The sequence below is a fragment of the Haliea sp. E17 genome (assembly GCF_048323675.1).
Taxonomy (GTDB): Bacteria; Pseudomonadota; Gammaproteobacteria; order Pseudomonadales; family Halieaceae; genus Mangrovimicrobium.
Window position 1 is genome coordinate 446889 of the sequence record NZ_JBLWFK010000005.1, and the last position, 12374, is coordinate 459262.

Consider the following 12374-nt stretch of genomic DNA (forward strand, 5'->3'; position numbering starts at 1 on the left):
ACGATCAGTGCCCATACGACAATAAGTCAATTCAGCTACTTGTGTACTGCCAGCCACGACTACAGTAGGTCGGCTATGCCGCTAGTCGTAGCTCCTATCCACATCGGCGAACGGGCTTGGGTCACGGCAGATGTTTTTGTCGGGCCAGGAGTTACTATTGGAGACGGAGCCGTGATCACAGCGCGTTCAAGTGTTTTTACGGACATTGATCCATGGGTCGTCGCTAGTGGTAATCCAGCAGTGCCTATTAAGCCACGTAAACTCCTCGAAACGATCTCCATAGATGCAGTGGTTCCCGCACCTTGAAAGTTGTCGCAATAATCCTCACGTTTAATGAAGAGAAGCATCTTGAACGTTGTATTAAAAGCGTACAAGAAATAGTAGATGGGATCCTGGTTCTGGACTGTTATTCCGCGGATAAGACTGTGGATGTAGCCATCAAGTTAGGCGCTAGTGTTCTCCAAAAGGATTGGGTTAATTATTCGACCCAATTTAACTATGCACTTTCTCAGCTCGACGATGATATTGATTGGGTGCTGCGCATTGATGCAGATGAATATTTGACATCGGACTTGATCAGCGAAATCAAATCAAAGCTGGCGGGCTTGCCCCGAGATATAGCTGGAGTCTATTTGCCGCGTCGAATGACTTTCATGGGGTGTATGATCCGCCATGGAGGCGTATTCCCTGTGCAGGTGCTGCGCCTGTTCCGTCAAGGTGCGGGCAAATGTGAAAACCGTTGGATGGATGAGCATATAAAGATTACCGGGAAGACTGTGAAATTCGAAAACGAGTTGATTGATGACAACCTAAACTCTCTGACTTGGTGGATCGACAAGCACAATAATTACGCCAGTCGGGAAGTGGTCGATCTGCTTAATCTCGAATACAGCTTCATTCCTCATGATACGGTTGCAAGTCTTTCCAGCGGCTCGCAGGCTTCAGTTAAGCGTTGGATCAAGGAAAATGTCTATGCTCGCCTGCCAGGCGGATTCAGAGCTTTCGCTTACTTTTTCTATCGCTATTTTCTACGTCTGGGCTTTCTCGATGGCCGGGAGGGCACTGCTTTCCATGTGTTACAGGGCTTCTGGTATCGCTATCTGGTAGACGTAAAGTTGTATCAAGTCCAACAATACATTAGGAAAAACAACTGTGACCCCCAATCCGCCATTCAAAATGTGTTGGGTATTACGCTAGATTCAGATTGAGTAGTTTCCAGAAGGCTGCTCGATTCAAACCAGCTTAATTTTGGAACTAATAGCATCGTGTCGATACAGAAAACATTGGAGTTCGTCCTCCAACATCCTTTGAACAGTGACAGGAGAGCGGCATCGATTATTGACTTCCTGAAATGGCAACTTGGTAGTCGATTGTTGCCTGGAGACAAGGTTTTCGATTGGGTCGCCGGCGCCAGATTCTACGTGCGTAGGGGTGAAACCGGACTCACGGGCAATATATACACCGGTCTGCATGAGTTCGCGGACATGGCGTATCTGTTGCACGTTTTGCGTAAGGAGGACATTTTTGTCGATGTAGGTGCAAACGTGGGGTCATATTCACTTCTGGCTGGGGCAGTGATTGGTGCCCGAGGCTTCGCCTTTGAGCCGGTGCCTACAACGCATAGAAGGCTTGTGGAAAATCTGCGCCTTAACCATATCGAAACTCGCGTGAATCACCCTTGTCTCGGAATGAGCGATAACCCGGGAAAGCTGTTATTTACGTCAGATCAGGATACGGTGAATCATGCGCTGACGGAGCATGAGAAAGAAGTTAACGTTATAGAGGTGAAGGTTAGTACGCTCGACGATATTTTAACTGGGGAGGACCCCAGCTTCGTGAAGATTGACGTGGAGGGTTTTGAGATGTCTGTGTTGCGGGGCGCAACGCAGCTTCTTGCCAGGCCATCTTTGCATTCAGTAATCATGGAACTCAATGGTAGCGGGCAACGATATGGCGTCGATGAATCTGAAATCCTTGAAATGATGCTCGATAACGGTTTCCGAACGTACGAATACAGCCCATTTGAACGCTTATTGGTCGACCTCAATGGAAAGAATTTGGATTCCGGTAACACTCTTTTCATTAGGAATAAGGATTTTGTTGAAGAAAGAATTCGAACAGCCAATCATCTGACGATCAACGGGCGTACGTTTTAAGCGGGTTTCACCGTGCGTTAATCTTCTCATGGCCTAACCTAACCACTGCCCCACCTTTCCCAGCGGCTTCGCCAACAGCGTCCAGGGTTTGGGTTTTATTTCGTTCACCGCCCAGGCCTTCCGGTCACTGCGATTCGCCCTGACCCGGTTCTTGAAACTCGCATTACTCATTCCCGCCGTTCGCATGTGCACCAGAACTCTTGGTACGTAAGCGGCGGTCGTGTCGTGCTTTAGTAACATCCTCAACATCAGTTCGTAGTCCGCTGCCGAGCCGAGGTCCAGGCGGTATCCACCGTGGCGCTTGTAAAGCTCGCGTCGCAAAAAGAACGTGGGGTGTGGCGGCATCCAGCCGTTGTAGAACTTCTTAGGTTGATACTCGCCAGAGCGCCAGTTACGCACCACTTTTTCAGGATTTTCCCTGTCGACGTAATAGAGGTCGCCATAGCTGGCGCTGACCTCAGGTTTCTCGAAAGCCTTTTCTACCAGTTCCAGAGCATCGTCGGTGGGATAAAAATCATCGGAATTGAGCACGCCGACAATCTCGCCCTCGGCCAGTGCGATGCCCTTGTTGATGGCGTCGTACATCCCCCGGTCTGGTTCGCTGATAAACGTCGACCCTTCAGCCCTTTCTCTTTCGATAACGTCCTGGGTGCCATCGGTGGAACCGCCATCCACGATGATGTGCTGGCACTTCACCGTCTGCCGATTGATGGAGCGAATGCAGTCGGCTACGGTGCCTGCATTGTTCCAGACAGGGGTAATGAGTGTGATGGACATGCTGGATTTGTGGTCGACTGAGTGAGTGTGAAATCGAAAAAGTCCTAGTCATGATAATACGAATTATCGTGGCTGTGTGCTTCCAGTTAGCGAAATTTTACGTTCCCGCTGTCTGAGTTGGGCTTCAATTTCCCCAACCTCTTCCTCACCCCGCCACCGGCATTCCCGTGCCACCTGAGTCGCCCGCAGTGCGTCGCGCAGTGAATCGTGTGCCGCCAGGGTGAAGCCAAGCTGCACCCGCATTGGGGTATCTAGCCAGCGGCTGGTCCGGTTGCTGTCCAGCCAGTTCTCCAGGTAGCCCCTGCGTATCTTCCCTGGTCGCAGTGCCTCTTCGGCGTTGAGGGTGGTTTCAATTGCCGTGCATTGCCTGAACCATTTCAGGCTCAGCCAGCCGGCGGTTTTCAGGCCGCTCTCTGCAAGCCATCGTGTCACCTCGCGCCAATCAGGTCCTTTGGTATGCAGTAAACAGGCGATATCCAGTTGCCGCACCAGGCTGGCCTGCGGTGTCGTCAGGTACTTGGTGAACACGGAATGTACCAGCAGCAGGAACAGGGTGACCTCGTCGCTCGGGCCCCAATAGTCGCCATAGTCTCGCCGCGAGGCGAGAAAGCGCCCTGCCATGGGAATACGCGTGCGGCCCGGGCGCAGGATGTCCCAGTGCAGGTCGATGCTGGTATGGCCGCGGGTAAGACTGCATTCGTGGCTGATGTTCTCCGGCAGGGCATGCAGGTCGAAGCCTTCGGTTATGAAGGCATGAATAGCGTCGGTTCGCGCCTCCCGGGGCACAAGCACGTCGATATCCACGGCGGGCCGCAGGGCCGGCTCGGGAAAGTAGCGCTCGCGGGTGTGGGCGCCCTTGAACACCAGGTGGGGAATGTTGCTGTTGTCGAGAACGCGGCGTAGTGCTTTCAGTGCGTGGCTTTGCGCCAGGTATTGGCCGGTCGCCTGCAGCCGTGCCTGGTGCAGGTCGGCGTAAAGCTGTTGGGAAAATTGGTCGGTGAGCCCGTGTTCGTGCAGCCGGGCGGCCCAGAAGGGCGCCAGGCCCTGTGCCTGCAGGAAGTGCCCGAACTTTGCCTCGCCCAGCGCAAGTGCCTGTTCCGTGGCCAGTTGCAGCGCCGCTTTGCCCGCACCCGGAAGCAACGGCGCCAGCGCCACGCGGTGCATCTCGTAGTCGTAGTGGCCGCCGATAGTCATCTGTTGTCGTGTGCGGAACAGGGGCGGCGCGGGACTGGTGTTGGTGTCTTCATGGGGTGTATTTAAAGGCAAATGCCGGACGAAGGGAAAGGCACTGTGTGGGCATCTATCCTCCGCGAATGAAGAATCATGCCGGCGTGACGCCATCTATCGCGTAATTTTTGCGCTTGAATGGGCGGCACCAAATTGGATGGTGCTCGCCACCGGGTGCGCCGTGCTGCGACATTTCCGGAAAAATCGCAGCGATTTTTCGTTTTCAGCGCACTGGTCTGAACAAATCCGCCGGTGAGTGCACTGCGATGGCTCGTCTTGAAACCGGATAAAAAAATATCTGGTGATTTGTTGATTTTCGGCTAGCTTTTTAAAGATATGTTGGTTCGCCGGGATTCCGCAATCCGGCTGTTGGTGGGCACTTTCGGGGTGCTCGTGTTGTGCCAACAGCTGCTCTGGGGTGGGCTGCGCCTCGCTGCCGAATGGCAGGCGCTTCCCGCCTCTGCGCGTATGGACTGGTGGAGCGAGTGGGAAGTCGAACCCTCCGAGGCCGAATGGCAGCGGGAGTACCGGCGTTTGCAGGCTGCGCTGCGGCTGATGCCGGATGATCCGGCGCTGCAGGCGGAGCTGGGCGACCTGTACACCTGGCGCCTCGGCATGGAAGGGCTCAGCAACGACCAGACCTTCGAGGCCATGGATGCCGGGGCACAGGCCTACATGGCCTCCCTGTCGCAGCGGCCGACCTGGGTGGGGGACTGGGACGACCTGGCATTGATTCTCTACAACCAGCGGCTCTATGCGGACGCGGACTACCAGCTGGCCTTGCGGCAGATGGCCCGCCTGGGGAGCCGCCGCGGCGACATGATGGATTTATTGGCGGAGTTGAGTGCCAGCTCCTGGCAGGCGCTCGACACCGAAACCCGGACCATGGTGGTTGGTGCCACCGATGTACTGCGCACGTTCGACGTGCGGGAAGGACTCACGGTTGCCGATATCAGCAGGTAGTTCAGCAGGTAGTAATGTACGGGGAATGATCATCGGCAGGTAACTGGACAAGTAGCACTGGCAGGGAGGCTGTATCCCATGAAACTGTACTCCACAACACGCATTCTGCTTGCGGCGGCGCTGGCGCTGCCATTGGGTGCGACGGCATCGGACGAGTTCGCCGGCCCTGGCCTGGCAGGGCCGGGCCACTACGCCGGCCTGGAGGCGAACCCCCTGGGTGATGCCACGCGCCACTACTCACGCAGGGAAGACTGGGAAGAGGCGCAACAGGCGGGCGACGGTTCCAAGAAGAAAAAGAAAAAGAAAAAGAAAAAAAAGAAGCCCAGCCCTTCCTGACGGACTGAACCGTGTCTTCGCGGTCTTGCGATAGCGAGCGGGTCCTGTTCTATGCGTTCCTGGGCCTGCTGGTGTGGTTGCCGCTACCCTGGGGCAGCAACCGGCCCTGGTCGTGGTCCCTGATGGAAATCTGCACCGCCCTGCTTACTCTCGGTGTGCTCGCACTGTTCGTCGCCGGCCGCCTGAAGCCCTCCGCCGCCTTCCGCGCCGCCTGGCCGGTGCTGGTTTGCCTGGCGCTGGTGTGTCTGTGGATTCGCCTGCAGGCCGTGGCATTGCCGCCGGCAGTGCTCGCGAACCTGTCGCCGGGGGCGTCCGGGATCAATGGTGTGGGTCCTGGGCCGGGCAGTATTTCCCTGGAGCGTTTTGCCACCCGGGTGGATCTCGGTCTCACCCTCGCCTACCTGCAGCTGTTCGGCCTTACCCTGTTGCTGGTCACGTCGCGGGAGCGGGTCAAGGCGCTGCTCGCGGTGCTGGTGCTCGGCGGCGTTTTCCAGGCCGCCTACGGCACCTTTCTCACGCTGTCGGGCTTCCAGTTCGACTACGTGTTGTTGAAAGAGGTCAACACCGGCGCGGCGACGGGCACCTATATCAACCGCAACCACCTCGCCGGCTACCTGGAAATGACCCTGGCGCTCGGCATCGGGATGATGGTCGGCACCCTGCAGGAGAACAACCGCCGGGCGAGTAGCTGGCGGCAGGCGCTGCGCCGGGGGCTCAGGTTGCTGCTCAGCGAAAAGGTGCGCCTGCGGGTCTACCTCACGGTGATGGTTATCGGCCTGGTGATGACGCGCTCGCGCATGGGTAACTCGGCCTTTTTCATCAGCCTCACCCTGGCCGTCGTCTACTGGGTGATCGCCAGCGGGCGGCTGTCGCGGGGTACGCTGCTGCTGTTCGCCAGCCTGCTGGTGGTGGATATCTGGGTCGTGGGCAACTTCTTCGGCATTCACCGGGTGGTGGAGCGCCTGGAGGCCACCTCGCTGGCATCGGAGCAGCGCGACGAGGTGGCCTTCGACACGCTGGCGGCGATTGCCGACTACCCGCTGACCGGTACCGGCGCGGGGAGTTTCTATGCCATCTTTCCCCTGTACCAGCGCGGCGAGGTGGAGCCCTACTACGATCACGCGCACAACGATTACGCGGAGTTCGCCGTGGAGCTGGGCCTGCCGGCCACGGCCCTGCTGGGTGTGGCGGCGGCCGCCTCGCTGTGGGCGGCGTTGGCGGCCACCCGGCGCCGCCGGGACCGCCTGTTGCGCGGGCTCGGCCTGGGCGCCTCCATGGGCATGGTGTCCCTGCTGATTCACTCGGTGGTGGATTTCAACCTGCAAATTCCCGCCAACGCGGCCCTGTTCGTGGTGCTGATGGCGCTGGGCTGGGTCAGCCTGCATCTCGGGCGCGGCCATCCAGCGAGATCGCCAGCGCCCGCCCGGGAGGCAGCAGCCCTGGTCTAAGTAGCGAGTACGGCGGGCGAGTTCACGGTGTTACACCTGCTGTTTGCGCACGGACCAGATAAAGCTGTCGTACCAGAAGTGCATGATCGACACGGTCAGGGTGAGCGCCCACAGCGCGGTGATGCTGGTGTCCGAGAGCTCTGCCCACAAGCCGTAGCCGAAGGTGGCTCCCAGGAACAGGGCCAGGGCCAGGTATTTGCCGTTGGGCAGCGAGCCCACCCGGAACAGCCGTACCAGGTTGCCCTGCTCCCGGGCCCAGACGATGCCGAAATACTGCAGGGCGTGGAAGAAGTTCATGATGAAGAAGGCTTCCCCCCAGGTGTTGAAGCCCCAGGTGAGGATAGAGACCGCGCCAGTGCTGGCCAGCAGGTAGACCTTGAGCGGCGAAACCCGGTAGCCCTGCCGGGACAGCCGCCACTGGGCGTGCAGGTAGTAGAGCAGGAAGGCGCAGCCGAGGGCGATCACCGCCCAGGCATAGTATTGCTGGTGCCCTTCCATGTAGGCGGGTATCCGGGTGAAAAAGGTGGCGCCCACTTCCTCGAACTCTGCGAAATCCTCGAAGTGGTCGATCATGGTCACCCCCGCGAGGATGGGCCCGGCGTACAGCAGCAGGTTGAGCCAGTAGTCCAGTTGGCGGCCCGCCGCGGGGTCGTTGCCCCACTTGTTGTCGTAGATGCGCGCGAAGCCGAAGGTCTGCAGCGCGGAATGGTACACGTCCCAGAAAGTGGCCAGCACGGAAACGCAGATCAGCGCCCAGTTGGAACTCAGCATGGCCAGGTAGAGCAGGAGCGGCACCAGCACGAAGCGGCGTGGAAAGCTGCGGAAGATGGCCGGATTGCCGTGGCTGCGGAAAAACACGGCCACCAGGTGGGCGTGGATGAACACGCCGATCAGCAGCCCGCTGGGGCTGAAATCGTAACCCGCCAGCTCGAACCCGGCGTCACTGAACCAGGTGCCGGTAATGACAAAACCCAGTCCCAGCGCCGCCACCGGCGGCAGCAGGAAGAGCAGCCAGTCGTAGGCGGGATTGACGATGTAGGCGCTGCGGGGAAGGGCCGATGCTGCGGCGCCTGTGGCAGCGGTGTCCATTCAGGCCGGGTGGTTGTGCTCGCTGCGCCGCGCCTTCATCCATTCCGCGATCCGCTGTGAACGCACCACGAACAGGCAGTGCAGGATGAACAGCAGGAAGTAGCAGGCGAGGCTGATCCAGGCCGGCACGGCCTCCAGCAGCACGCCGGTAAGCGCGCAGCCCCAGCCGTGGACGCACAATAAAGCCAGGGTCTGGCGGGCGTTTAAGCCCATGCCCATCAGGCAGTAGTGGATGTGGTCGCGGTCGGCGTCCATCAGGCTGCGGCCGGCGCGCAGGCGGCGAATCATGGTGCCCAGCATGTCCATCAGGGGCACGGTCACCAGCCACAGGGCGGTCACCGGTTGAATCAGGGGATTGCTCCCCTGGGAAAAGTACACCAGCGTCGCGGTAACGCACACACCCAGGGTGATACTGCCGGCGTCGCCGAGAAAGACCTTGGGCAACCAGCGATTGTTGGGGCCGAGGTTGAACAGCAGGAACACACCCAGCGGCACCAGCAGGATCAGCAGGTGATCGGTGCCCGGGTGGCCTGCGTTCAGCGCCAGTATGTAGAGAACCAACAGCGGCAGCGCAATCAGCGAGGCGGCGAGGCCATCGATGCCGTCGATCATGTTGTAGGCATTGGTCAGGCCGGCAACCGCCAGTGCGGTCAGCGGTATGCTCAGCCACAACAGGGGGATGTCGCCGTGGCCAAGCAGGTTGCCCACGTTGTGGATGGCGACCCCGCCCACCGTGGCCAGCTGGATGCCGGCGCCGAATTCCAGCACCAGGCGCAGGCCGGCGTGAACGTGGCCCATGTCGTCGTACACCGCCAGTGCGAAAAGCGGGGCGATGATGGTCAGTACGCCGACGTTAAACTGGTTGAAGCCCAGCAGGAAGTTACCCACGAGGATGCTCAGGACGATGGCGATACCGCCGGTCAGGGGTACGCTCCCCAAGTGGCGTTTGCGGTGGTCCGGGTGGTCGACCAGGCCCGCGCGCCGGCCCACGATCGCGCAGAGCAGGGCGATGGGGTAGGCGAAAAACGCCAGCGAGAGTATCAGTTGCATGTCGGGTCCTTCCGGGCCGGAAATCCATATTGTTGCGCAATTAACGATGCTTCGGGTTACAAAAGCATGACAATGCGAGGCAGCTCACAAACCGGATTCTTTGATACGGAAGGCGAAAGGCACAACTGGGCAGGAGTGTTGGCTTGTTTTTACAGTGGGCTGCTTGCAGCCACCGCTGCCACATGGGTTGTTTACTTTCCTGCTTAAAAAAGATTCTAGCAAAAAAAATGCGGTCGGCAAGATTTTCCGGGCAATCCATTGGCCCGGCGCTCTGTGAATTTACTCCAATCCGCACTGGCCCCGGACCTTGCCGCGATATAAAGTCAATGCGTGTCCTGGCGGGGCAGTCCAGCGCCAGGTGCAGGGGGCCGGGAGTGTGGATAAAGGGAATTTTCGATGACGCAACAGGGTTTCCGCATTCTCGGGGCGTTGAGCCCCCTGTTCGTTCTGGCAATCCTCGCCATCCCCGGTGCTTATGTCGAAGCCCTTGTTGACTGGTTGAACAGGTTTCTCTCACTCAACATTCAGGGCCCTTCCCTTGCTGTCGGCTGGCAGGACAAACTGGTACACGCGATGTTGTTTTTTGCCATGGCTTACTGCGTCGTGCGGGCCAACTACTTTCCCGATTACTCCCTGCTGTGGCTGTTGCCGCCACTGTTGGCCTATGCGGCGTTTACCGAGGGCGTGCAGTATTTCGTACCCCGCCGGGTGCCCAGTACGCTGGATTTTCTGGCGGATGCGGCGGGGGTTTGCGCCGGGATGGCATGCGCGTGCTGGTGGGCCGGCAGCGGAATCAACAGGCCCGTTAGTGAACCAGGCACAAATTATTTGCGGTAATACGCCCTGTACCAATCGATAAAACGGGATACGCCCTCGGTGATCGGCGTCGCCGGCCGGTAACCCACCGCCGCCTCCAGCGCTGCGATATCGGCATAGGTGGCCGGTACGTCGCCGGGTTGCATCGGCAGCAGTTCTTTCTCCGCGCGCATGCCCAGGGCATCCTCGATGGCGGCAATGAAATCGAGCAGCTTTACCGGCTGGTTATTGCCGATATTGAAGAGGCGGTAGGGCGCGCTGCTGGTGCCCGGGTCCGGGACGGCGGCGTCCCAGTCCGTATTCTGCCGGGCTGGCCTGTCCAGCACCCGGACCACGCCTTCCACGATGTCGTCGATATAGGTGAAGTCCCGCTGCATCTCGCCGTGGTTGAACACCTTGATCGGTTGTCCTTCCAGAATGGCCCGGGTGAACAGGAAGAGTGCCATGTCCGGCCTTCCCCACGGCCCGTAAACCGTGAAAAATCGCAGGCCGGTCGTCGGCAGGCGGAAGAGGTGCGAATAGGTATGGGCCATCAGTTCGTTGGCCTTCTTGCTGGCGGCATACAGGGATACCGGGTGATCCACGTTGTCGTGGACTGAAAACGGCATGCTGGTGTTCATGCCGTAGACCGAACTGCTGCTGGCGTAGACCAGGTGGCCGGTGCCCTGGTGGCGACAGCATTCGAGGATATTGGTGAAGCCGACGATATTGCTGTCGATATAGGCGTGGGGGTTTTCCAGCGAGTAGCGCACCCCGGCCTGGGCGGCGAGGTTGATGACGCCGTCGAAGTGCTGCCCGGCGAACAGCTCTTCCAGGCGGGGGCGGTCCTCCAGCGAACAGCGCACGAAGCTGAAGCCGGGCGTGCCCTGCAGTTGCGCGAGGCGCGCTTCTTTCAGGTTGACGTCGTAGTAGTCGTTGAGATTGTCGAGGCCCACCACCTCGTCGCCCCGCGCCAGCAGCGCGCGGCAAACGTGGAAGCCGATAAAGCCGGCGGCGCCGGTAACCAGTACTTGCATGGGGAACTCCTTATCCCGGTTACAGGCGCAGGTCGCTGTCCTCGACCGGGAGAACCTGTTTCAAATCATAGAGTACATGCGATTCGCGCCCAAGCGCGCGAATGCCCTGTGCGCCCAGCGCGCAGAATTCCCGGTGCGCGACTGCAATGATGATACCGTCGTAACTGGCCGGGTTGGGCGACGCGAGTAACTCGATCCGGTACAGGCTGGCAGCTTCGGCCCGGTCGACCCAGGGGTCGTACACGTCCACGTGGATGCCGTATTCCTGCAGCTCGCGAACGATATCAGTGACCCGGGTGTTGCGCAGGTCAGGGCAATTCTCCTTGAATGTCAGGCCCATTAACAGCACCCGGGCTCCCTGGACCTTGATACCGCGTTTCAGCAGCGCCTTGATGAACTGCGCGACCACATACTCGCCCATCTGGTCGTTGATACGGCGGCCGGCGAGCACCATTTCCGGGTGGTAGCCCGCGGCCTGGGCCCGGTGGGTCAGGTAGTAGGGGTCGACGCCAATGCAGTGTCCACCGACCAGTCCCGGTTTGAAGGGCAGGAAGTTCCACTTGGTCGCCGCGGCGGCAAGCACGTGCGAGGTCTCGATGCCGAGGCGGTTGAAGATCATCGCCAACTCGTTCATCAGGGCGATGTTTACATCGCGCTGGGTGTTTTCGATGACCTTGGCGGCCTCGGCGACCTTGATGCTCTGTGCCTGGTGGGTCCCCGCCTCGATGATCCGTGAGTAGAGCCGATTGATAAAATCTGCCGCTGCCGGTGTAGAGCCCGCAGTGACCTTGGTGATGGTATGCAGGCGGTGTTGCTTGTCGCCCGGGTTGATGCGTTCGGGACTGTAACCAACAAAGAAGTCGCGGTTGCAGACCAGCCCGGATTTACCTTCCAGGATGGGCACGCAGAATTCTTCGGTTGCGCCGGGGTAGACGGTCGATTCAAAAATCACCACATCCCCCGGTTTCAGCAGGCCGCCGGCCAGTTCGCTGGCACTGGCGAGGGGGCGCAGGTCCGGCTGCTTGTGGCCGTCAATCGGTGTGGGCACGGTTACCACGTAGACATTGGCAGAGGCGATATCCGCGATGTCGCTGGTGAAGTGGAGCGCAGTCGTCGCCGCCAGGGCGTCGCTGTCCACTTCGCGGGTGCGGTCATGGGCTTCACGCAATTCGGCAATCCGCTGTGGATCGATATCGTAACCGCTGGTGCGGTAATGCTTGCCGAACGCGACAGCCAGCGGCAGGCCGACATAGCCGAGCCCGATTACGGCGATCTTCGGATTTTCAGTCACAGGCCTTTCCCATCTCGCAAGCCGTAAGTTATGCCCTTGTTATAGCGGCAGTTTTTCGTATCCACATTGCCCTAAAAAAAGGCTGAAATACAGTCCGGGTTGGGGAAAAGTCAGGTTCCCGGGATGCGGTGCGCGCATTGCGGGGCGTTCTTCCGGGCACTCCCGTTCGCAGCCTCAATCGGGTTCCCGCGGCGCTGGCCCGGCG

Annotated in this window: 12 protein-coding genes; 6 read left to right on the forward strand and 6 right to left on the reverse strand. The window is 59.4% G+C overall.

From position 1 onward, the window contains the following. Positions 1–302: 302 nt before the first annotated feature. Both ACNKU3_RS15470 and ACNKU3_RS15475 read left to right on the forward strand, forming a co-directional pair. On the forward strand, positions 303–1208 hold the full coding sequence (locus tag ACNKU3_RS15470; protein ID WP_418260411.1) for a glycosyltransferase family 2 protein: 906 nt from the start codon (positions 303–305) through the stop codon (positions 1206–1208). Positions 1209–1265: 57 nt separating this feature from the next. Next, positions 1266–2156 carry an FkbM family methyltransferase gene (locus tag ACNKU3_RS15475; RefSeq protein ID WP_418260412.1) on the forward strand — a complete coding sequence of 297 codons (891 nt, stop codon included), beginning with the start codon at positions 1266–1268 and terminating at the stop codon, positions 2154–2156. Between the two features lie 33 nt (positions 2157–2189). Here the strand turns inward: ACNKU3_RS15475 and ACNKU3_RS15480 are convergent, their stop codons facing one another. Together ACNKU3_RS15480 and ACNKU3_RS15485 are read right to left on the reverse strand one after the other, a co-directional pair. Next, positions 2190–2933: a glycosyltransferase family 2 protein gene (locus ACNKU3_RS15480; protein WP_418260413.1), complete on the reverse strand. Its 744-nt coding sequence runs from the start codon at positions 2931–2933 to the stop codon at positions 2190–2192. A 63-nt stretch (positions 2934–2996) separates the two neighbouring features. Next, positions 2997–4127 (reverse strand): nucleotidyltransferase family protein, encoded by a 1131-nt coding sequence (locus tag ACNKU3_RS15485; protein ID WP_418260414.1) that lies wholly within the window; start codon positions 4125–4127, stop codon positions 2997–2999. A gap of 426 nt (positions 4128–4553) precedes the next feature. Between ACNKU3_RS15485 and ACNKU3_RS15490 the strand changes: the two genes are divergently transcribed. The 3 genes from ACNKU3_RS15490 (at position 4554) to ACNKU3_RS15500 (ending at position 6907) form a co-directional block, all read left to right on the forward strand. Beyond that, on the forward strand, positions 4554–5123 hold the full coding sequence (locus ACNKU3_RS15490; protein ID WP_418260415.1) for a hypothetical protein: 570 nt from the start codon (positions 4554–4556) through the stop codon (positions 5121–5123). Between the two features lie 78 nt (positions 5124–5201). Continuing rightward, entirely contained in the window at positions 5202–5459 is a 258-nt protein-coding gene (locus ACNKU3_RS15495) for a hypothetical protein (RefSeq protein ID WP_418260416.1), read from the forward strand. A gap of 11 nt (positions 5460–5470) precedes the next feature. Beyond that, positions 5471–6907 (forward strand): O-antigen ligase family protein, encoded by a 1437-nt coding sequence (locus ACNKU3_RS15500; protein WP_418260417.1) that lies wholly within the window; start codon positions 5471–5473, stop codon positions 6905–6907. Positions 6908–6937: 30 nt separating this feature from the next. On the opposite strand, the gene ACNKU3_RS15505 is transcribed toward ACNKU3_RS15500, so the two are convergent. After that, entirely contained in the window at positions 6938–7996 is a 1059-nt protein-coding gene (locus ACNKU3_RS15505) for a hypothetical protein (RefSeq protein ID WP_418260418.1), read from the reverse strand. Next, the gene (locus ACNKU3_RS15510; protein WP_418260419.1) at positions 7997–9046 is read right to left on the reverse strand and encodes an MraY family glycosyltransferase; all 1050 of its coding nucleotides are present in this window, start codon (positions 9044–9046) and stop codon (positions 7997–7999) included. It abuts the gene before it with no gap. 396 nt (positions 9047–9442) lie between these two features. Here ACNKU3_RS15510 and ACNKU3_RS15515 point away from each other — a divergent pair, with 396 nt between their 5' ends. Further along, positions 9443–9883 carry a VanZ family protein gene (locus ACNKU3_RS15515; protein ID WP_418260420.1) on the forward strand — a complete coding sequence of 147 codons (441 nt, stop codon included), beginning with the start codon at positions 9443–9445 and terminating at the stop codon, positions 9881–9883. Here ACNKU3_RS15515 and ACNKU3_RS15520 read toward each other — a convergent pair. Continuing rightward, positions 9871–10878 carry an NAD-dependent epimerase gene (locus ACNKU3_RS15520; RefSeq protein WP_418260421.1) on the reverse strand — a complete coding sequence of 336 codons (1008 nt, stop codon included), beginning with the start codon at positions 10876–10878 and terminating at the stop codon, positions 9871–9873. The two genes, ACNKU3_RS15515 and ACNKU3_RS15520, sit on opposite strands and share 13 nt — an antisense overlap. Positions 10879–10897: 19 nt before the next feature. Next, positions 10898–12169, reverse strand: coding sequence for a nucleotide sugar dehydrogenase (locus ACNKU3_RS15525; protein ID WP_418260422.1), 1272 nt, complete (start codon positions 12167–12169; stop codon positions 10898–10900). Between the last annotated feature and the right edge of the window lie 205 nt (positions 12170–12374).